Source organism: Streptomyces sp. NPDC059003 (genome assembly GCF_042740445.1).
Taxonomy (GTDB): Bacteria; Actinomycetota; Actinomycetes; order Streptomycetales; family Streptomycetaceae; genus Streptomyces.
In genome coordinates this window covers 1-20,958 of the sequence record NZ_JBHYJH010000053.1, presented here as the reverse complement: position 1 = coordinate 20,958, position 20,958 = coordinate 1, and the positions used below count along the sequence as shown (strand labels likewise).

At 75.0% G+C, this 20,958-nt stretch carries 16 protein-coding genes; 9 read left to right on the top strand and 7 right to left on the bottom strand.

The window, feature by feature from the left end; all coding sequences use genetic code 11:
- The first annotated feature begins 12 nt into the window (after positions 1-12).
- From ACFWZ5_RS20045 to ACFWZ5_RS20020, 6 genes are all read left to right on the top strand, one after another.
- The gene (locus ACFWZ5_RS20045; protein WP_384792563.1) at positions 13-486 is read left to right on the top strand and encodes a nucleotide exchange factor GrpE; all 474 of its coding nucleotides are present in this window, start codon (positions 13-15) and stop codon (positions 484-486) included.
- Positions 483-2,624, top strand: coding sequence for an Hsp70 family protein (locus tag ACFWZ5_RS20040; RefSeq protein WP_384792560.1), 2,142 nt, complete (start codon positions 483-485; stop codon positions 2,622-2,624). The genes ACFWZ5_RS20045 and ACFWZ5_RS20040 overlap by 4 nt, the downstream gene beginning before the upstream one ends.
- Complete coding sequence (locus ACFWZ5_RS20035) at positions 2,621-4,525, top strand: Hsp70 family protein (RefSeq protein WP_384792557.1); 1,905 nt, start codon at positions 2,621-2,623, stop codon at positions 4,523-4,525. The genes ACFWZ5_RS20040 and ACFWZ5_RS20035 overlap by 4 nt, the downstream gene beginning before the upstream one ends.
- A gap of 100 nt (positions 4,526-4,625) precedes the next feature.
- Positions 4,626-6,251, top strand: a complete 1,626-nt coding sequence (locus tag ACFWZ5_RS20030; RefSeq protein ID WP_384792554.1) for a hypothetical protein — start codon at positions 4,626-4,628, stop codon at positions 6,249-6,251.
- Positions 6,248-6,748, top strand: coding sequence for a hypothetical protein (locus ACFWZ5_RS20025; RefSeq protein WP_384792551.1), 501 nt, complete (start codon positions 6,248-6,250; stop codon positions 6,746-6,748). The genes ACFWZ5_RS20030 and ACFWZ5_RS20025 overlap by 4 nt, the downstream gene beginning before the upstream one ends.
- 3 nt (positions 6,749-6,751) lie before the next feature.
- Positions 6,752-8,983: a hypothetical protein gene (locus ACFWZ5_RS20020; RefSeq protein WP_384792548.1), complete on the top strand. Its 2,232-nt coding sequence runs from the start codon at positions 6,752-6,754 to the stop codon at positions 8,981-8,983.
- 52 nt (positions 8,984-9,035) lie between these two features.
- Here ACFWZ5_RS20020 and ACFWZ5_RS20015 read toward each other — a convergent pair whose 3' ends face one another.
- The 4 genes from ACFWZ5_RS20015 to ACFWZ5_RS20000 form a co-directional block, all read right to left on the bottom strand.
- Entirely contained in the window at positions 9,036-10,388 is a 1,353-nt protein-coding gene (locus ACFWZ5_RS20015; protein WP_384792545.1) for a protein kinase, read from the bottom strand.
- Positions 10,385-11,359, bottom strand: coding sequence for a protein phosphatase 2C domain-containing protein (locus tag ACFWZ5_RS20010; RefSeq protein ID WP_384792542.1), 975 nt, complete (start codon positions 11,357-11,359; stop codon positions 10,385-10,387). Before ACFWZ5_RS20010 ends, ACFWZ5_RS20015 begins: the two co-directional genes overlap by 4 nt.
- Positions 11,356-12,012: a tellurium resistance protein gene (locus tag ACFWZ5_RS20005; RefSeq protein WP_384792628.1), complete on the bottom strand. Its 657-nt coding sequence runs from the start codon at positions 12,010-12,012 to the stop codon at positions 11,356-11,358. The genes ACFWZ5_RS20010 and ACFWZ5_RS20005 overlap by 4 nt, the downstream gene beginning before the upstream one ends.
- A 151-nt stretch (positions 12,013-12,163) precedes the next feature.
- On the bottom strand, positions 12,164-14,620 hold the full coding sequence (locus ACFWZ5_RS20000) for a GTPase-associated protein 1-related protein (RefSeq protein WP_384890905.1): 2,457 nt from the start codon (positions 14,618-14,620) through the stop codon (positions 12,164-12,166).
- A 193-nt stretch (positions 14,621-14,813) separates the two neighbouring features.
- Here ACFWZ5_RS20000 and ACFWZ5_RS19995 point away from each other — a divergent pair, with 193 nt between their 5' ends.
- The 3 genes from ACFWZ5_RS19995 to ACFWZ5_RS19985 all read left to right on the top strand — a co-directional run bounded on the left by ACFWZ5_RS19995 (position 14,814) and on the right by ACFWZ5_RS19985 (position 18,345).
- Positions 14,814-15,635, top strand: a complete 822-nt coding sequence (locus ACFWZ5_RS19995) for an alpha/beta fold hydrolase (RefSeq protein ID WP_384792536.1) — start codon at positions 14,814-14,816, stop codon at positions 15,633-15,635.
- 13 nt (positions 15,636-15,648) lie between these two features.
- Complete coding sequence (locus tag ACFWZ5_RS19990; protein WP_384792533.1) at positions 15,649-16,968, top strand: cytochrome P450; 1,320 nt, start codon at positions 15,649-15,651, stop codon at positions 16,966-16,968.
- A gap of 105 nt (positions 16,969-17,073) precedes the next feature.
- Positions 17,074-18,345 carry a DUF1266 domain-containing protein gene (locus ACFWZ5_RS19985; RefSeq protein ID WP_384792530.1) on the top strand — a complete coding sequence of 424 codons (1,272 nt, stop codon included), beginning with the start codon at positions 17,074-17,076 and terminating at the stop codon, positions 18,343-18,345.
- A 54-nt stretch (positions 18,346-18,399) separates the two neighbouring features.
- On the opposite strand, the gene ACFWZ5_RS19980 is transcribed toward ACFWZ5_RS19985, so the two are convergent.
- From ACFWZ5_RS19980 to murC, 3 genes are all read right to left on the bottom strand, one after another.
- Positions 18,400-18,873, bottom strand: a complete 474-nt coding sequence (locus ACFWZ5_RS19980; protein WP_384792527.1) for a hypothetical protein — start codon at positions 18,871-18,873, stop codon at positions 18,400-18,402.
- Between the two features lie 109 nt (positions 18,874-18,982).
- A complete protein-coding gene (gene msrB, locus ACFWZ5_RS19975; RefSeq protein ID WP_384792524.1) occupies positions 18,983-19,390 on the bottom strand; it encodes a peptide-methionine (R)-S-oxide reductase MsrB in 408 nt (135 codons plus the stop codon).
- Positions 19,391-19,403: 13 nt separating this feature from the next.
- Positions 19,404-20,795, bottom strand: a complete 1,392-nt coding sequence (gene murC / locus ACFWZ5_RS19970; RefSeq protein WP_384792521.1) for a UDP-N-acetylmuramate--L-alanine ligase — start codon at positions 20,793-20,795, stop codon at positions 19,404-19,406.
- Positions 20,796-20,958: the final 163 nt, after the last annotated feature.

Sequence of the window (20,958 nt, the reverse complement as noted above, 5' to 3'; positions counted from 1 at the left end):
GCAGGGCGCGCCATGACCCCACCCGACCGGAACCCCACGGCGGCCGCCGCCGTCGCCGCGTACGAGGGAACCAAGGCGCTCGCCGCCCGCGACGCCGCGCACCGCGCGCACGCCGAACGGCTGCTCCTCGTGTGCGCCGACGCGCTGGACGCCCTGGACAGAGTGCTCGCCGCCGGGGCGCCCGCGGACCCGGCGGCGTACCACCGGAGCGTCGAACTCGTCGCCCGGCAGCTGGAGTCGGCCGTCGCGGACGAGGGGCTCGACGTGCTCGGGCGCGTCGGGGAGCGCGCGGACCCGGCCACGCACCACGTCGTCGACGTGCGCCCCGCGCCGCCCGGAGCCGCCGCCGACGAGGTCCTTGAGGTGATCCGGCGCGGGTATCGATACCGGGGGCACGTGCTGCGCGCCGCCCGGGTGGCCGTCGCGGCGGCGGACGGCACGGACGAAGGACACCCGGAGAGCCAGGAAGGAACCACCCACGGATGAAGGCCATCGGGATCGACCTCGGCACGACGAACAGCGCGGTCGCCGCCCACGATCCGCACCGCGACGACATCGCGGTCCTCACCAACAGCAAGGGCGACCGGCTCACGCCGTCGGTGGTCGGGCTCGTGCGGCGCGACGGCAAGGAGCAGACGCTCGTCGGCGAGGACGCCCTCAACTGGGCGGTGCGCCAGCCCAAGGACACCATCGTGTCCGTGAAGCGCCTGATGGGCCGCGACTTCGCGGACACGTCGGTGGCGCAGGCCCGCGACCGGCTCAGCTACGAGATCGTGACGGGCCCCGACGACGACCCGCGCGCCCATGTGGTGCTCGGCGGGCGCACCCGGCCACCGGCGGAGATCTCCAGCGTGATCCTCGACAAGGTGGTGCGGGACGCGGCCCGCACGCTCGGCGAGCAGGTCACGCACGCCGTGATCACGGTCCCGGCGTACTTCCGTGACGCGCAGCGCGCCGCGACGCGCGAGGCGGCCGAGCGTGCGGGCCTGGTGGTGAAGAAGATCGTCGACGAGCCGACGGCCGCGGCGGTGGCGTTCGGCCTGCACAAGCCGGGCGGTGCGCGCAGCCGCGTCCTGGTCTACGACCTGGGCGGCGGCACCTTCGACATCTCCGTCCTGAACACGGTCAAGGACCGCGAGGGCCACAGCCAGTTCCAGGTGCTCCGCTCCGCCGGGGACATCTGGCTGGGCGGCGACGACTTCGACCTGGCGATCGTGGAGCGGATCATCGCGTGGATGCGGCAGGAGCGGGGCGTCGACCCGGTCGGCGACAAGGAGTTCCTGTTCCAGGCGAAGAAGGCCGCCGAGGCCGCCAAGCGGGAGCTGAACGAGCTGCCGGAGACGTACATCGTGATCCCGGCGGCGTACCGCGGCCCCGAAGGCATCGTCGACGTCGAAATGGCCCTCACGCGCGACGAGTTCCAGGAGCTGATCCGGCCGCTTGTGGCCCGCACCATGGACCTGGTCAAGGAGACCCTGTCCGGCTACGAGCTGACCCCCGCCGACATCTCGGACGTGCTGCTCGTCGGCGGCGGCACGCTGACGCGGCCGGTGTACGAGGCGGTGGAGGAGTACTTCGGCAGCGACAAGGTGCGCCGCAACATCAACCCCATGGAGTGCGTGGCCTACGGCGCGGGCGTGCTCGCCGAGACCCTGAACGGCGTGGAGTGCCCGGCGCCCGCGTGCCTGACGACCAACGAGTACGCCGCCGAGGCGTGCGCGGCCTGCGGGCAGAGCCTGGTCAACGCGCGGCCCGTGGGCTCCACCGGGCTCTTCGAGTCGACGCCCATGGCGATGGGCATCGCCGCGATCAGGGGCGCACAGCGCGACGTGTTCGTGCCGATCATCCCGGCGGGCTCGCCGTACCCGCTGCCCGAGCCGCGCCAGCGCACGTTCCACGCGACGGACAGCCGCCTGATCCGGGTGCCGGTGTACGAGGGCGACAGCCATGTGGCGAGCGAGAACCACGAGCAGGGCGTCGTCGAGTTCGAGCTGCCGCAGGAGATCGAGATCAACCGGCACGTGGACGTGTCGTTCAACTACTCGGCGGACCGCATCATCACCGTACGCATCAGCGTGCGCGGCACCGACATGGTCCTGGAGGCGACGCCGCGGCGCGAGAAGCCGCGGATGCCGCCGCCGGAGACCGAGCAGGAGGTGGACAGCGCGGTCCTGCGCGAGGAGCTGGGGCTCGCCGAGCGCGAGGCCCAGCACTTCCTGAAGCGGTACGGCACGTACATCGAGCACACGCAGGTGATGAAGGTGCGCCGCGATGTCGCGCAGGCGCAGCGGGCCGTGGAGATGGGAGACAGCGGCGAGTACAAGCGCCTCACCGAGCTGCTCCTCGACGACATGTACCACCAGTGCGGGCTCGCCAGCCAGTTCCGGCAGGCCGAACTGGCCTCCGAGGGCGCGCCGCTGGAGACGGTCAAGGCGATCAGCGAGGCCGTGGAGCAGGTCAAGGCCGCCCACCGGCAGGGCAACCGCATCCAGACCGCCGAGCAGGCGAAGAACCTGCGCAGCCTGATCGCCGTCGCCTACTCCGAGCGCGCGGTGCCGTCGCTGCCCAACAAGAAGGACTACGGAGGCATCCTCCAGGTCCCCGACGACTCGGCGGGCGGATGAAGGGACCGGCGGGGGCGGCCGCGGACCGGGTCAGCCTGGGCGTCGACTTCGGGGCCACCGGAGTGCGGGCGCTGTTCGCCGCGCCCGGCGAGCCGGTGCGGCGGCTCGACCTGCCGGTGGGCGACTGGCCGTGGCTGGTGTGCGCGCCCGCCGTCGCGGGGGTCCTGCCCGTGGTGTTCCCGAGCCTCAAGTCGCTGCTCGGCAGCGGCCGTTCGGTGCCGTGGCGGGGCCGTACGGCGGAGGTGGACGCGGTGGTCGCGGGCATGCTGCGGGAGCTGCGCGAGCGGGTCGAGGCGCGGGCGTCCGGGCCTCTCGCGCAGACGGTGATCAGTGTGCCCGCGGCCTTCCAGTCGGCGCAGCGCCAGGCCCTGCGCGACGCCGCGCAGCAGGCCGGGCTCGCGCCGGTGCGGCTCGTCAGCGACTCGCTCGCCGCGGTCATGGGGCACACGACGGACCGGGACAGCGGCACGTTCCTCGTGTACGGCATGGGGTACGAGGGCTTCGAGACGGGCCTGGTGCGCGGCGTGCGCGGGCACTACCGGGCGCTCGGCTACGACGGGGCGCCCACCTCCGGCGGCCGGGCGTTCGACGAGGCCACGCTCGCCTCCGCGGTCCGGCTGCTGCGGGCGCACCGCGGGCCCGCGTCGGTGACCGGCGGCGGCGCGGACGCGTGGCTCGGCCTGCGCGAGCGGGCCCAGGAGGCGCGCGAGTCCCTGGGCGGCGCCGACGGGTCCGCCGACGACGTCGCGGCGCTCACCCTCGACCTCGGCTCCGGGCCCGCGCTGCGCATGCGGTTCACGCGCCCCGACCTGGACGCCTTCCTGAAGCCGCACGTCCACCGCACGGTGCGGCGCGTCCACGCGCTGCTCACCGAGTCCGCGCTCGGCAGGCCGGACGTGGACACGCTGCTCCTGGTCGGCGGCGGCACGCTGATGCAGCAGGTGCGGTCGGGCGTCGCCGAGCTCGGGCGGCGCACGGCCCACGGGCCGCGGGAGCTGCTCGCGCTCGGCGCCCTGAAGCACGCGGTGCGGCTCGCGGGCGGCGGCGCCTCGTCGTCCGGTCACGCGGCCCTGGAGGAGGGGCCGTTGGAGGCCGCGGACCCCGGCCGTGACACGCTCGCCGACACGCCGTCCCTCGCCGCGACCCTGCTCGGCCCCGACGACACGCCGGGCGCGGTGCGGCGGGACGTCGACCGGGCACGGGAGCTCGCCGGGCAGGGGCGCCGCCAGGAGGCGGTGGCGCTGCTCCGGGACATCGTGGCGGAGGCCCGGGAGCTGCTCGCCGGGCTGACGGGCGAGGGCGGGGAGTCGCGACGGGGTGAGGGTGAGCCGTCGCGGCAGGGCGAGGGCGGGTACGCGGACAGGGGCCCGGGCCGGGTCCCGGAGCAGGGCGGGCCGGAGGAGCACGCGGCGCAGGACGCCGGGACCGGTCCCGGCGCGGGGGGCGACACTGCGTGGGGGGACGCCTCGCGGCACCGGCTCGCCCGTGCCGACGCCCTGTTGAAACTCGGCAAGTACGAGCACGCCGTGCAGGCGTCCCATCTGGCCTGGCAGGAGGCCACCGCGCATCCGGCGCACGCCGAGGTGCTCGACGCCATGATCGACGTGCACTGCGCGGCCGCGATGGCCGACATGGCGCCCGACCACTTCCCGGACGCCGAGCGGTGGCTGCGCTGCGCGTACGGCCACGACCCGACGAACGAGCGGGTGCGGGGCCTGCTCGCCCAGCGCACCTACCGGCACGCGGAGGAGCTGCACCGGCGCGGGGCGAGAGATGAGGCGATTGAGGCCCTTGGCAAGTGCCTCACATGGGACCCTGAACACCCCGACGCCGAGGCCCTGTTGACCCGGCTCGGCCGCGGCGGCCGGAACCGCCGTGGCAGGGGGGACGTCCTCGACTGACGAGGCACCGCATCGGCCCCGGGACAGGACCGGGACGGCCGGGAAAGACCGGCACACGCCCGGGAAGGACCGGGACAGGCCCGAGACAGGGAGTGCACGCTTGACGCCCGCACAGCTGCTGGACAAGCAGGAGCTCATCAAGCATCTGCGGAACCTGGCGGGGAAGCCGCAGCTCGGCCCGCGCGCCGTCGAACTCGACACGCTCGCCCACGACTTGACGCACGACACCCGCCTCGACCGGTGGGCCGAACTGGACCTGGTCCACGCCTACGTACGCCCGGAGAGCGTCACCACGGGCGGCGGCAGACCGTCGGCGCGGCGCGACGGGCTCCTGGAGGCGGCGCTCGGCGCGCTCGTCTTCGTACCGCTCCTGGTGACCTGGTTCGGCCTGCGCGAGGCCGTGCTCGCGTACGGGGAGCTCAGCAAGGCGGACAAGGAGGAGGCGACCCGGCCCTTCCTGCAACTGTGGCAGTCGGGGTTCGACGGCCATCTGTCGCCGCTCGGGCGGTTCGAGAACGTGGCCCTGATGGCGGTGGTCCTGATCGCGCTCCTGGTGCTCCTCTCCGTGGTGCACGCGCGCGTGCGGGCGCGGGCCGACAGGGAGGAGGCGGAGCAGGAGGCCGAGCGCGAGCTGCTGCTCGCCGAGCTCGCGGGGGTGCTCACGCGGCTGCAGATGCTGCTCGCGCCGCGCCGCAGCGCGTCCCCGGCCCAGTTCACGTCCGAACTCACCAAGGCGGCGGGCGAGTTGCGGCACCTGGCCGGTGAGGCGGAGCGGAACCACAAGGCGCTCGTCACGGCCACCGGCGCGGTGACCGGCGCGACCACGTCGCTGCAGGACGCCGCGGTCAGGCTCACCGCCGAGATCCCGAAGCTGAGCACGGCGGCGGACCGCATCCGGGTGACGCTGCGCGCGGGCCAGGTGGCAGCCGCCAAGACGGAGACCGCCAACGCCGACGCGGCCCGCCTGATCGCCGACCAGGTGAAGGCCGCGGGCTCGACGGTCGAGTCCTCGCTGAAGTCCCTGCTCACCGCCCAGAAGGAGCTCGTCGCCAAGACGGCGGCGGTGGCCCTGGCGACCGAGCAGGCGTCGAAGGCCCTCGTCTCCAGCACGGGCCGGACGAACGACGCCGTCGACGGCATGCGCGAGGCGACGGAGCGGTGGGACGCGGCGGCCGCGCACTGGCAGGACGCGGCGGCACGCGTCGACTCGGGCGTCCGGTCGCTGGCGGCACCGTTACGGAACGGGGCGGTGGCGGCGGGGGGCCAGGGGGCCGACCTGTTCGGGGCGGGTGGTCGCGGGGCCGATCCGTACGGGACGAATGGCCACACGTCCGATCCACACGGGGCGACTGGCCACACATCCGATCCACACGGGGCGAATGGCCACGGCTCCGAACCGTACGGGGCGACGGTGCCCGCCGCCAACCCGTTCGAGGTCAGCTGGTCCGAGACCAACCGTCCCGGGACCGACGCCTCCCGCCCACCCGGCACCGACGTCTCCGGAGCACCCGCCCCACCGGCACCTGACGTGAACGGCGGGCCCGTAACGACGCCCCGCACGGGCGACACCCACCCCCAGAGCGACGACGGACCAGACCTGACGCCTCCGCCCGCGGACACAGCGGACGCCCCCGTCGACACCGACCTGCGCTCCGACCGCACCCGCGCCCTGCGCCCGCCCGCGAAACGGCCCCCCACGCCCCCGCGGCGCGGGAGTGACACGTGACCCGGCGGCGGCGCGGACGCGGCTCGGGCGGACGGATCGCCGGTGTGGTCCTCGCGGGCTGGCTCTTCGCCGACCTGCTGCTCGTCCTCGCCCTCGTGTCGATGGCGGACCGCCCCGACCCGCTCGCCGCGCGCCCGAAGCCCTCGCAGAGCGCGGGCTCGTCCGGCGCGCACAAGAAGAAGCCGAAGGACTCAGGGCCGCCGTCCGTGGAGCGCACGCCGGAGGAGTTCAAGGTGCGGGGCACGGACCGGGACGGCCTCGTCGCGCAGATCGGCAGGTCGACCCGGAAGTGGGAGGGCCGCAGGGCCGCCCTCGTGCTGACCTTCGGTGGCGGCCAGAGCGGCACGGTGTACGCCCACCGCGTCAACGCGCTGCTCGGCAAGGGCCGTCCGGGGATGTTCACCGCGAAGACGGCGACGGACGACTTCCACGACCTGGGCAGCAAGCCGGACACCGCGGTGGTCCGCGTGTACTTCTTCACGGCGCCCGGGAGCTGACCGGTGGCGACGACGTGGCGGCCCGGCGTACGGGCCACGGACACCGAAAGCCTGCCCCCGCTGCCGGTCCTGCCGCAGTTCCCCGGCATGCGCGGGTACGCCGAACTGCGCGCCGCCCTCCAGGGCCTGGGCTTCCGGCACGCCGCCGAGCTCCTGCGCGAACCGGCGCGGCGGCGCGCGGCGGGCGGGGTCTTCGGAACCCTGCCGCGGCCGGAGACCGACGACGGCTTCCGCGTCCTGGACGGCTTGTGGTTCCCGGGCCGCGGCGGCCTGTGGCAGCGCGTCGACGTGGCGTACGTGCGGCGGGCGCGGGAGGCCTGGCAGGCGTCCACCGACCGGCGCGCGCTCACGGCGGCGGCCGTCGCCGACACCCTGGAGACGCTGGCCCGCGACGACCCGATGGGCCTGCGCAGGGTGGTGCTCTGGGAGCTGTGCTGCCTGCTCAAGGACCGCGATCCGGGGGACGAGGGCCGCACCGGGGGAGACGCGGGCCAGAGCTCCGCCCCCGGAGGCCCGCCGGACCCGAGCCCCCCGACCACCCCCGACGACGTCATCGCGCTCGGCGTGCACCGCAGTGAGGCCCGGCTGCTCGCCGCCGCCGTCGACGCCGGCTTTCCCGCCGCCGGGGCGCGGCGCCGGGCCGCCGAGGCCATCAACTCCTTCTGGCCGGGGAGCCGCCTGCGCGCGGCCGAGCTCGTGGCCGCACCGCTGCCCGACGACCCGGAGGACCACGTCCTCGCCCGGCTGCTCGGCTCGCTCCGGGACCGCTCCGCCGCCGTGGCCCGGCTCGCCGCACAGGCGGGCGCGCTGGAGGAGCGCGGCGACTGGCGTGCCGCCGCCACCGCGTGGCTCGGCGCCCTGCGGCAGGCCGAGGACGCCCCCGAGGCCCGCACGGGCCTGCTCCGCGCCGCCACCGCCCTGGCCGACGCGGCCGTCGCACCCCACGCAACCGCCGTACCGCACGCGACCGCCGCACCCCAAGGGACCGTCGGGCCACTGGTGACGGCCACCCTCGACGCCCCGTGCGTACGCCTGGCCTGGCAGCCGCCGCGCGCGCCCCGGACCCGCCCGGGACCCGTGACGTACCGGATCCTCCGCTTCCCCGACGGCGCGCCGGAGCAGGCCGTCGAACTCGCCACCGCTACCGACGTGTTGACCGCCGAGGACGCCCAGGCCCCGCTGGGCCGCGCCCTGCGCTACGCCGTCCTTCCCCTGGTCGGCCCCCGCGTCGCCGGGGTGCCGCGCGTCACCGGACCCGTCCTGATCGCCCCGGACGCCACGGACCTGACGGCCGTGTCCGTGCCCGACGGCGTACGCCTGCGCTGGCGGCCGCACCCGGCGGCGACCGCCGTCCGCGTGCTGCGCTCGGCGGGCGGCGCCCCGCACACCGTCGTCCCGTGCGAGCGGGACCGGCTCCTGGACGTACCGCTGCCGCTGGGAACGTACGCCTACGAGGTCAACTGCGGCTATCCGGGCGGAGGTCCGGACGGTGGCGTCGTCTGGTCGCCGGGGGTGCGGGTCACGGCCCGCTCCGAGGAGTGGCCGGCGCCGGTCACGGACCTCACCGCGCGGCGCGACGGGGACCGGGTGCACCTGGCCTGGCGCGCCCCTGAGCGCGGCGGGAGCAGCGTCGTGCCGTGGCCCGCGGGGCCGGTCGCGGCGGGCTCCGACGTGTCCGCGCAGGTGGGGAGCCTGGCCGCCGCGCACGCCGCGAACGGCGCCGCCCCGCTGCGCGCGGAGCTCCTCGCGCCGCCCGGGCAGCGGCTGCGGATGACGGCGGTGAGCGCGCTCGGCGACCGCGTGGTGGCGGGGCCGAGCGTCGTCGTGGAACACCCCGTGGGCGTCACGGATCTGAGGGTGCGTCGGGCCGGTGCCGGGCTCGCCGACGTGTCGTTCGGCTGGCCCGAGCCCGCCGTCCTGACGCTCGTCGTGTGGGACGACGGCGTCCGCCGCGGCGAGGTCCACGTACCGCGCAGCAGGCACCGCGCGGCCGGTGGCACGGTCACCGTGGCCGTGCCGGAGACGGCGTGCACCGTCACGGTCACCCCGCTGGCCCGCCCGGACGCCGTGGCCGTGCCCGCCGCCCCGGCGCACGCCGTGCTGCCCCCGGCGCCGCCGCCCGCCCGGCCGACGGCGGGACCGTGGCCGTCGGCCGCGCGGTGGCAGGGCTGGCAGCGCTGGCAACGGTGGCGCCGCCGACTGCGGCGCCGCCCTCCCGCGCCCACGGGTCCGTAGCTCGTGACCCGCAGCCCGTACGACGCACGCACACCGCCGCCCTCGACGCGGCCTACTCCTTCACCTCCGCCTCCGCTCCCCCGCCGAACTCGAGCAGCAGCCCCGACTGGAGGGCGACGGTGCGGCCCGGCTCCACGTCGAGGACCGTGCCGTCCTGCTTGCGGGCCGTCCAGACGCTCCGCGTGCGGTTGGTCAGGCCGAACCGGCCGCGCTGCTTGGGGTGTTCGGTCACCTCGCCGACGACGGCGCGGAAGTCGTGCCGATCCGGGTCGCCGTCCAGGTGGTGGGCGTAGAGGCGGGCGCTCGGGTCGAGGCGGATGCCGCGCCGGGTGCGCAGCGTCGTGCCGGTGGCCGTCACCAGCTCCAGGCGGGGCGGCAGTTGGAGCGGCGTGCCGCACTTCCAGCAGTCGGGCGGCGCGCCGTCGGGCTGGGTGAGGTTCTGCTTGCCGCAGCCGCGGCACTGCGTGATGGCGTCCAGGACCTGGCTGAGCGCGTCCCGCCACTGGGTCTCCCGCACGCGCCGCGCCGGGCTGCGCAGGCCGTCCGTGAACGTCTGCACGAACAGGTCCCGCAGGATCTTCGGCAGCGCCGCCCACGTCGCGATGACGGTCGGCTGCTCACCGGTGACCGGGCGGTTGCGGGTGTCCGTCGGGTCGTACACGAACACCGGGTCGGTCCCGTACAGCTTGCGCTTGGCGGCCTCCCCCATGCAGTGGATCTGCATGGCGAGCGCGCCGTTGAACGGGTGGTCGTTCATCAGGAGCAGGAACAGCAGCACCGCGAGGGAGTGCAGGTCGGTCTGGGTGCCGGGCTGGGCGCCCTTGTCGCCGCGGACCAGCTCCGGCGCCATGAAGTCCATCGTGCCCGCGACCCCCGCGAGCGCCCCTTCGACGACGGCGTTGTCGTTGTCGCAGACCAGGACGTCGCCGGTGCGCGGGTCGAAGAAGATGTTGCCCCAGTTGATGTCGCGGTAGGCGATGCCCTTGGAGTGCAGCGCGCGGTACGCCTCCACGGTGTGCAGGGCGACCGTCACCAGCGTGCGCATGGTGGCGTCCTTGACGGACGGGTCGCGGCGGAACAGTGCCGGCAGGTCCTGGAAGCGTGCCGGGCGCACGTCCATCAGATAGCCGAAGCCGGGCTCCTTGCCGTCGGGGTCCATCACGATGGACCGCGGCCACAGGAAGCGGTCGTCGTCCCAGCCCTTCTCGATGAGCCCTTCGAGGATGTGCCGCTGCCGCGCGTCGGCCAGCTGCGGGTAGTACCACTTCACCGCGCGGTCGCCGTGGGACGTCGTGACGCGGTACACCTCGCCCTGGCCGCCCGAGCCGAACAGCTCCTCGACCGTGACCCGTTCGGCGTCCTCGGTCACCAGCTTCTTGCCCCGGGCGAGCATGCCGTTGCTCATCCTGCTGTCCCCGTTCCTCGCGGTTCCGTGTCCATGTCCATCGTTTCTACGTCTGCGTCCGTGTCTGCATCCATGCCTGCATCCACGCCTGCATCCATGGCGAAGGCGCCGACGAGCGTCGTGTCGTCGCCCGAGTACTTCGCCGCCCGCGCCAGCCAGTCGCCGAGCTGGCCCTGCACCGCGGGCACGCCCTGTTCGGCGGCCCGCTCGCGCACGCCGGTGGCGAAGTCAAGGAAGCCCTGGTGGTCGGCGAAGCTCTTCGACAGGCCGTCGGTGGACAGCAGAACCGTGGGCGGCGGGCCGCCGGTGATCGGCTGCCAGTACGTACGGGTCTTGCGCCACGGCTCGGGCTCGCACAGCGAGTCGGTCTCGTCGCCCATGTCGGGCCCGGTGGACAGCGGCGTGTGCGGCGCTCCCGCGTCGTCGACGAGGACGATGTCGCCGTCGCCCAACTGCCAGCAGATCAGTGTGTGTTCGGTCAGGACGGCGCCGAGGAGCGTGCTGCCGTAGGCGGCGAGGTCCGGGGTGCCGCGGCCCTTGCCGCGCGCCCGGGCGGCGGCGCGCTGGGCGGGCGACGCGCCGTGCGCGGGCGCGTTGGCGTCGTGCAGCAGGGCGCGCCGGTGCCAGCGGTGCCCGACGGCCTGCGGGAGCAGCCGGGCCTCGGCCCGCAGGCCCGGCCAGCTCGCGGCGTCCGCGCCGACCCGCACCGCCTCCCGCGCGAAGGCCTCCGCGCACGCCGTGAACTCCTCGACGGCCCAGCGCGCGCCCAGGTCGCTGCGGAAGTGCGCGGCGGAGCCGTGCCCGTCGGCGACGGTGAGGACCACGGCCAGGCCGTCCGCGGTGGCCCTGGCCGCGAAGCGGTCCTGGCTGTACTTCTTTCCCACGCCCTTGACGGCGCCCGTCAGGAGCGCCCAGCGCGCCTCGGGGGGCGCCGCCGCCGCGGAGGGCGCCGCGTGCCGGGGTCCGGTCACCAGATGTCGGCTTCTTCGCCCTTGGTCAGCTGCGGGGTGACGGGCGTGGCGGGCCCCCCGTCCTCGACCTTGGGAGTCGACGCGTCCTTCACGACCGCCGTGGACATCCAGCGGATCGCGGCGGCCAGCTGGCGCGGGTTCCTGGCCTGCAGCGGCTCCAGTTCGGGGTTGGCGAGGAACTCCTTGAGCATGCTCTTGTCCGCGTCGTCCCCGATGGCGACGGCGACGCGCACGGCCCGCTTGCCCCAGGGCGTCGCGTCGATGGCGCGCAGGCCCGCCCGCCAGTCGTCGGTGGGCTGCCCGTCCGAGGCGAGCGCGAGCACGGGCGGCAGCGCGCGCTGCGGCATCGGCGGGGTCTGGAGCGCTCCGGCGGCGAGCTTGAAGGCGGCACCCATGTCCGTACCGCCGTACGTGTGCACGTCCTCCCAGGAGAAGGTGTCGACGGGCGTGGGCTCGCCGACGTGCCAGCTCGCGCCGCTGGCGAAGGAGATGGCGCGCACGAGCAGCGACGCCGCCGGGTTGGCGTTGGCGGCCTGCTGCATCTCGGGGATGGCCTCACGGATGGCGAAGTTCAGCTCGCCGATCTTGCCGTTGACGCTCATGGAACCCGAGCAGTCGAGCATCCAGATGAAGTGCACGGGGCGGCTCGCCATGGAGCCGCCCGGGAAATTGTCGACGATCACGGTGTCGCTGCTGTGGCTCACGCTGGTCCTCTCCAGGTGGATCAGTCGGTACGTGCGGGGGTGAGCTGTACGTCGTAGGGTCGGTACGCCGATGGTCGGTACGCCGATGTGGAGCCGCGCACTACCCTTCACGCAATCCATGGCGCCAGGCGTTCCACCTCTGCACGCCTTTGACGCCCTGGGTCCGCGCGACGAAGTCGGTTGCCTCGTCCAGGCTCCGCGCGTCCAGGCGTACGACGACGGGCGCGAGGATCTCGTGCAGCAGCTCGTCGGCGACGCGCCGCCAGTCGTGCTTGATGTCGGAGCGGTCCCGGGGCCGCCACAGGTAGTAGTAGGCGCTGATCTCGTCGGGCCGCAGCGGCAGTTCGTGGTCCAGCTGCCGCCGCTTGTCCTCGTCGAGCATGAACGACCGGTAGGGGTCGAGGAGTTCGGGGCCCGCGGCGACGAGGTGGCCGAACGCGTGCCGCGCGACGGTCTGGGCGTCGGTGCGGGTCAGGGCGAGCGCGACGAGCCGGGACACGCCGCACCGCACGGTCACGCCGAGGGGCGCCGCGTCATGCTGCAGGACCTTCACGCGGCGCAGGCCCTTCGGCACGGGGACGCGGTGGTCGGCGAGGTCGCGGGCGAGCACGACGAGTTCGGCGGTGGCGCGCTCGCTCATGGTCAGATGCCGCTCGTGCAGCATGTCCCGGGCGAACGCGACCAGTTCGCGGTCGACCCGCTCGGGCGACTTGAGCAGTCCCGTCATGCGCACCCCGAGCTTCGCGTCGATGAGCAGCCGCACCGTGCAGGTGCGGGCGACCCAGGGCAGCTCGGCGGGGTCGGGGGCGCCGCTGCGCCAGACGAGCCACCACATGTGCGACAGCGTCGCCGCGTCCGTCACGCGGCGGCCCGGCAGCACTTCGGTGAGCTTCGTGAAGAGCTCGACGCCGCGCAGGCCGCCGGGGTCGCCGCCCCACCGGACGGCCGCGTCGGCGAGGCGCAGCGGCAGCGGCGAGCCGTCGTCCAGGTTGCGGCGCAGCCAGTCGCCCTGGGGCGACGCGGCGAGCTCCTTGAGGCGGTCCAGGCGGCGTTCGTGGACGTCGGCGCACAGCCGCTCCAGGACGCGCCGGGTCAGGTCGGCGTGCCCCACCTCGTCGAGGACCGCGGCGGCCGGGGCGCAGCCGGAGCCCGTCGGGTCGCGCAGGGCCTGGGCGAGCCGGTCGACGGCGGCGCCGAGGCGGCGCCCGTCGTCGGCGCCGACGGCGAGGGCGAGCCGCAGCGGCTCGGCCCAGGTGCCGACGGGTTCGCGCAGGGCGCGCCGCAGGGCGTCGTCGGCGTCGCCGCCGAACTCGCCGCGCAGCGCGCGCTCGGTCGCGGCGTCGAGCGGCAGATCGGCGCGGATCGCGGTGAGTTCGCCGGTCAGCCGGTCGGGGTGCGCGGCGGTGAGCCGGTGCCTGGCCAGGGCGAGGGCGAGCGGGGCGGCCGCGGCGGGGTCGTGGGCGTGGACGTCGCGGCAGACGGCGGTGAGCGCGTCGGGCTCGGCGGTGCCGTCGGCCAGGGCGGTGACGAGGGTGTCGACGGCGGCGCGCAGCGGGTCGCCGTCGAGCCCGGTGAGCTCCGCGCCGGTGAGCAGCCCGGCGCGCAGCAGTCGCGGGACGAGCGGGCCGGGCGCGAAGGGGTCGCCCCGGCCGTCGGGTCCGCCGTCCGGCGGCCGCGGCGGCTCCCCGGCGGTCCACAGCCGGGCCGTCCAGGTGGCCCAGGTGTCGGTCAGGGGCGGGCTGCCGGGGCCGTCGAGGCCGTCGTGGACGCGGTAGAGGTGGTCGAGCACGGTGGCGTCGAAGCGGTCGAAGTCGGCGTCGGGCCCGATGCCGACGATGTGCTGCGGGGCCCGGGCGGGGTCGGCGGCGCGGGTGCTGAACGTCAGCGACGGCACGTACGCGGTGGGCAGCGAGGCGCAGGCGAGGGCGATCCACTGGGCGACGGTGTCGGGGCTCTCCTCGGCGACGACGAGCTGGCGCCCGGCCGGGTCGGCGAAGAGGCGGCGCACGTCGGCGAGGAAGGGGGCGACGCGGGGTTCGTGGGCGCGGGCGAACGCGATGAGCGCGGCGCGGCCGAACCGGCCACCGGGGGCGGGGAGTTGGTGCCCCTCGCCGCCGCCCTCACCCTCACCCTCGCCGCCGTCACCGTCACCGTCTGAACGGCCCGCCCCGGCGGTCGGCGGCGCCTCGTCCGGCTCCCACTGCGTGATCGGCCAGTCCTCCGAGAACCGTGCCGTGTCGGGCCCGGTGACGTGGACGGCCTCGACGCCCGGGCCCGCCTCCGCGGTGGCGCACAGCAGGCTGCCGCCGTCCGGCAGCCTGCTGAAACTGAGACCCCCTCCGTCGCCGCCGCGGCCCCGCCCGTACTCGGCGCCGATGGCCAGCTGCACCCACTCCAGGACCTGCCGCTGGACCCCGGGTTCGGCGGCGGGCGACGACTCGGGCGACGACGCGGGCGACGACGCGGGCGACGACGCGGGCGGAGGGACGGGTATCAGCCGGACGGTTCCGGAGCCCGGCTCCTCGTCGAGCCGGTAGGTCAGACGGCGGATGGCCATGCCACATTCTGACCACCAGCACCGTCCGACCGCAGCCGGTCCGCCAACTTCCCCCGGCCCGCCCCGACTCCCGCAGGCCGGATCCCACCCCCGAACCCCCTGCACCCGCAAGGGAGTTCGACCATCCCCTGCCCCGGCCGACCGCACCCCCGCACCCTTGCGCCACCCAGGACTTGCGGTCATCGTGGCCGTCGTGACCTCCTTCACGCTCCCCCATGACCTGGTGGGCGAAGGCCCCCACAAAGTGATCGCCGTGCACGGCTGGTTCGGCGACCGGTCGACGTTCGCGCCGATGCTCGCGGACCTCGACGCGGGCGCCTTCCAGTACGCGGTGGTGGATCTGCGCGGGTACGGCGAGGCCAAGGACGCCGTCGGCGCGTACACCACGTCCGAGGGCGCCGCCGACGTCCTCGACCTGGCGGACCTGCTCGGCTGGGAGCGCTTCTCGCTGGTCGGGCACTCGATGGGCGGCTCCGTCGCGCAGCGCGTCGTGGCCGCGGCGCCGCACCGGGTGCGCAGGCTCGTCGGCGTCTCGCCGGTGCCCGCGTCGGGGCTCTCCCTGTCGCCCGAGCAGTGGGATCTCTTCGCCTCGGCCGCGCACGATCCGGACAGCCGCCGCGCCATCATCGACGTGACGACGGGCGGCGTCTGCCCCGCCGCGTGGCTGGACCGCATGGTCGCCCGGTCCCTCGCCGTCAGCGACGCCAAGGCGGCCCGGGCGTGGCTCGACTCCTGGTCGGGCGAGGACTTCCACGACCGCGTCCAGGGCTCGTCGGTGCCCGCGCTCGCCGTCACCGGTGAGCTCGACCCCGCGCTGTCGGCCGACGTGATGCGCGCGACCTGGATGACCTGGTTCACGCGCGCCGAACTCGTCGAGCTGCGGGCCGCGGGCCACTACGCGATGGACGAGACGCCGCTCGCCCTGATCCGCGCGGTGGAGGACTTCCTGCGGGCGGACGACGGGACGGCGGAGACGCACGGCACGACGACGTCGCCGGGCGGCACCGAAGCGTGACCCCGGAGACGGCGTGACGTCAGAGACAGCGGGGACAGCGGAGACAGCCGGGACGGCGGAGGTCCCGGCCGTCCCCGACGTCTTCGACCCGCGCCTGTACGCGCACTCCGTCCCGTACGACCGCTACCGCGTCCTGCGCGACCACCACCCCGTGGCCCGGCAGGACGAGCCGCCGGTGCTCGGCTGGCCCGAGGGGCCCGGGTTCTGGGCGGTCACGCGGCACGCGGACGTGACCGCCGTCCTGAAGGACTCGGCGACGTACTCCTCGCACCTCGGCGCCACCCAGATCCGCGACCCGGACCCGGCCGACCTGCCGTTCATCCGCCGCATGATGCTCAATCAGGACCCGTCCTCCGGCGGCGCGGACCCCGCCGACCACGGCCGGCTGCGGAGGCTGGTCAGCCGGGCGTTCACGCCCCGCCGCATCGCCCGCTTCGCGGACGTCGCACGGCACCGCGCGCGGACGCTGCTCGCCCGCGCCGTCGAGGAGGCCCGCGCCGGGGACGGCACCTGCGACCTCGTCGCGGCGGTCACCGACGACTACGCCCTGATGAACCTCGCGGACCTGCTCGGCGTACCGGAGAGCGACCGCGGCCTGCTCCTGCACTGGACGCGGCGCGTGATCGGCTACCAGGACCCGGACGAGGCGGCCGAGCCCGTCACCGGGCCCGACGGGCGGCCGGTCAACCCCCGCTCCCCCGCGATGCTGCGCGACATGTTCGCGTACGCCACGGATTTGGCCGCGCACAAGCGCCGCCGCCCCGCCGACGACATCCTCAGCACCCTCGCGGGCACGCCCGAACTGACCGCGCGGGAGCTGGAGATGTTCTTCTTCCTGCTGACGGTCGCGGGCAACGACACCGTGCGCAGCGCGGCGCCGGGCGCGCTGCTCGCGCTCGCGGAGCACCCCGCCGAGCAGCGCCGCCTGCGCTCCGGCGAGGCCCCGGTGCCGACCGCCGTGGAGGAGCTGCTCCGCTGGCACCCTCCGGTCCTGTCCTTCCGGCGCACGGCCGCCCGCGACACGGACCTGGCGGGCCGCCGCATCCGGCGCGGCGACAAGGTCGTCGTCTTCCACGCGGCCGCCAACCGCGACGAGCGCGCCTTCGCCGCCCCCGACCGGCTCGACCTGACCCGCGCCCCGAACCCGCACGTGTCGTTCGGCGACGGCCCGCACGTCTGCCTGGGCGCCCACTTCGCCCGCCTCCAACTGACCGTGTTCCTGGAGGAGTTCCTGTCGGCCGTCCCCGCCCCGCGCACCGCCGCACCGCCGCGCCGACTGGTCTCGCACTTCATCAACGGCCTGAAGTCGCTGCCGCTGCGGGTCACGGACTGACCCGCGGGGATCCGTGCCGCGCCGGACCCCGGCGTCGGCCGCCGCGCCCCGGTCGGGAAAGATCGCCCCGACGACTCCCCCGAACACGGAAGCGAGCGGACGGGCATGGACGCGGCCACCGATGACGAGTACGACGAGTACCACGACGAGGTGTTCCCGGTCGTCCCCGCACCGCCCGACGGCGCCGACTGGCAGGCCCCCGCCGACTTGGAGGAGCACCTGTACGAGCTGGCGCGGGCGGACGACGGCTACACGTATCTGCGTGCGCTCGCCGTCGAGGGCGTCTACCGCCCGGTGCCGCTCACCGACTTCGCCGCGCGGCCGGACGCGCCCGCCCTGTTCAGCGTCGAGGTCGCCGACGGCCGCAGGGTCGCGCAGGTCTACACGTCCGGTTTTCTGCCGCGCCCGCACCCCGACCTGGTCTACGAGTTCGTCACCCTCGGCACCCTGGCCCGGGCGTGGCCGGACGACGTCGACGTCCTGGTGGTCAACAGCCAGACGCCGTGCGAGCAGTACTACCTCACCACGGACGAGGAGCGGCAGGTCTGGGCCGACCTGCACGAGGACCACTACGACGAGGAGCGCACCGGCGACCGCGTCGACACGCGCCGCACCGGCGCGCCGGACGCGGACCGGCTGCTGCACGGCCTGGCCTGCGGGGCCCACCTCTGCTACGCCAACGGCGCCCCGTGGAACACGCTCGACTGGCACGGCGCGGGCTACAGCAACGAGGTGGCGCGCCTCGAGGAGTGGTGGGGCGTGCGGGACCGCGAGGAGTGGCTGGACGTCCAGGAGCGGCTGCTCGACCGCGAACTGAGCCCCTGGTACTGGGACTTCGTCCTCGGCGCCCGCACGGCCGTCGCCGCCGAGAAGGGCGGGCCCGTGGACCCGGAGGCGTGGCGGGCCTGCGTGGAGACGACGCTGCGGGTGCGCGCGGCGTCGGACGGCGGCCCCGGCACGCCGCACCTGCCCGGCGAGGACCCGGAGCTCGACCAGTTCGTGGCGGCGCTGCGCGACCTCGTCGGCAAGGTCCTGCGCTACGAGGCGCGGTTCCGCGCCGACGGCCTGCTGCCCGCCGACGGCCGGGTCGACTCGGTCGCGGCCTGGGACATCGGCCGCGCGTCCAAGATGGCCCGCTGGGGCCGCGGCGCGCGCTACGCGCGCCACGCGGAGCTGGTCGCCGCCCTCGAACGCGCCGCCGACGGGGCCCGCTCCGCGTACACGTCCTGGACGGAGTTCTCCGCCGGGTACGTCCTCGGCCGCTGCCTGCACTTCGACGAGGAGGAGTTCGGCACCTGGTACGCGACGGTCCTCGACGCCCACCGCGCCCTGACGACGGACCCGGACAGCCCGTGGCTGACGGTCCCGTTCCGCTGAGCACGCCGGACGTGAGCGCGCGGGACGCCGGAGGTGAAACAGGTGTGCGGGAGGTCAGGGCCGCACGACGGTCCCGGGCGGCACCACGGCGTCCTTCGCCTCGTCGCCCGGGGCGAGCTGGTCCCCGTACCCGGCCTCGGTCCACACGAGCTTCTTGAACTGCTCGGGGGTGAGCAGCCCCCGCCACGGGGTGCCCTCGGGGCAGAAGACGGACACGCAGTCCGGGCAGTAGTGGGCGGGCAGCCAGAGCCGGTCGGCGCGCTCCCGGCCCGCCTCCTCCGCGGCCTTCTCCCTCCCGTCGCCGCGCACCACGAGCAGCGTGGCGACGAACAGCAGCACCGCGAGCCCGATCCCGCCCCCGACGTACAGCGGTTTCCCCTGGTCGGTGCCCATATAGGCCCAGGCCAGCGAGAGGGCGACGAGCACCATGCCTTCGAGGAAGTGGAGAGGGCCGTCCCCGGCCTTGCCGGGACCCTTGGCGAGCCGCGTCCCGAGCCCGCCCCGCCGCGCCTCCTTGCCGACGGCCACGACGGGGACCGGGAGGCCTCCCGTCCCGCCGCAGCCGGGGCATAACACTCCAACCGGCCCGTGGGCCCGATCAGCAGCCATGCCCTCCACGCTACTCAAGGGCGATGGCTCAGCCGTCGTCGGCCGTCAGGCGCAGCGCGATGGAGTTGATGCAGTACCGCTGGTCCGTCGGCGTCGGGTAGCCCTCGCCCTCGAAGACATGGCCGAGGTGGGAGCCGCAGCGGGCGCAGCGGACCTCCGTGCGGACCATGCCGTGGGAGGTGTCCGACAGGAGCTCGACGGCGTCGGTGTCCTTGGGGTCGTAGAAGCTCGGCCAGCCGCAGTGGGACTCGAACTTCTCCTGCGACGTGAAGAGCTCCGCGCCGCACGCGCGGCAGGAGTAGACGCCCTTGGTCTTCGTGTCCGTGTACTCGCCCCGGAAGGCGGGCTCGGTGCCCGCCTGGCGCAGGACCGCGTACTCCGCGGGGGTCAGCTCCGCGCGCCACTGCTCGTCGGGCTTCTCGACGTCGTACGACATGGGTCGCATCCCCTTACTTCGAAGGTTCGGCCTGCTGCGAGAGCCGGGCCAGGATCTGCGGGCCCAGGTCCGTCACGTCGCCCGCTCCCATGGTGAGAACGAGATCGCCGGGCCGCGCCATTCCCGCGATCACGGCGGGCGCGGCGTCCTTGTCGTGGACGGCCCGCACGTCGGCGCCCGCGGCGCGGGCGGCGTCGACGATCAGGTCGCTGGTCACGCCCGGGACCGGGTCCTCGCGCGCCGGGTAGATGTCCAGGACCACGGAGGCGTCGGCGAGGGCGAGAGCCTGGCCCATCTCCGTGCCCAGCTCCTGGGTGCGGGAGAACAGGTGCGGCTGGAAGAGGACGAGGAGCCGGGCGTCCGCCGCGGCGCCGCGCATCGCCTCCAGGTCGGCGGTCATCTCCGTCGGGTGGTGCGCGTAGGAGTCGACGACCTGCACGCCGGCCGCCTCGCCCTTGAGCTGGAGGCGGCGCTTGACGCCGGTGTACGAGGCCAGGGCGGGGGCGAGCTCGGCGGCCGGAATGCCGAGGGCGACGCCGGCGGCGAGCGCGGCGACCGCGTTGTGCGCGTAGTGGCGGCCGGGCACGGACACGGCGAAGCGCAGCTCGGTGCCGTCGAGGACGGCGGTGACCTCGCTCTTGAGCCCGTTCGGCGTCACGTCCGTGATGCGCACGTCGGCGTCGGCGGACTCGCCGTACGTGACGATCCGCGGGCCCGACGGCTTCTTCGCGAGGCGCCGCGTGAGCTCCCGCGCGCCGTCGTGATCGGCGGCGATGACCAGCGTGCCGCCGGGCACGATCCTGTCCGCGAACGTCTCGAACGACTCGTAGATCTCGTCCATGGACGCGTAGTTGGCGTGGTGGTCGAGCTCCACGTTGAGGACGATGGCGACCTCGGGCGCGTACTTGTGGAAGCTGCGGTCGCTCTCGTCCGCCTCGGCGACGAAGATCCCGCCCGTGCCGTGGTCGGCGTTGGAGCCGGGGGCGTCCAGGTCGCCGCCGATCGCGTACGAGGGGTGCAGGCCGAGCGCGGAGAGGCTGACCGCGAGCATCGACGTCGTGGTCGTCTTGCCGTGCGTGCCCGCGACGGCGATCGGGCGCAGGCCGTCCATCAGCGCCGCGAGCGCGTCCGAGCGGTGCACGACCGGGATGCCGAGCTCCGTGGCGCGGGCCAGCTCCGGGTTGTCGGGGCGGATCGCGGAGGAGACGACGACGCAGGTCGCGTCGTCGGCGAGGTGGGCGGCGGCGTGCCCGATGTGCACCGTTGCGCCCCGCTCGCGCAGGGCCGTCACCGTCTCCGACTCACGGGCGTCGCTGCCCGCGACCGCGGCGCCCCGCTGGGCGAGGATCTTCGCGATGCCCGACATTCCGGCTCCGCCGATGCCGATGAAGTGCGGTCGGTCCATGGCGGTGGGCATTTCTCTCCCGAGGGGTTGACGGTGATGCACGCGGGCCAGCCTACTTGTCCCCACCCACCCGCCCTTCCCTGTGGCCGCAGCCCCAGCCCCCGCACCCGAATGGGGCTGCGCCCCTCTCCCCCCTCATCGGCGCTCCGCGCCTCGCCCTCAA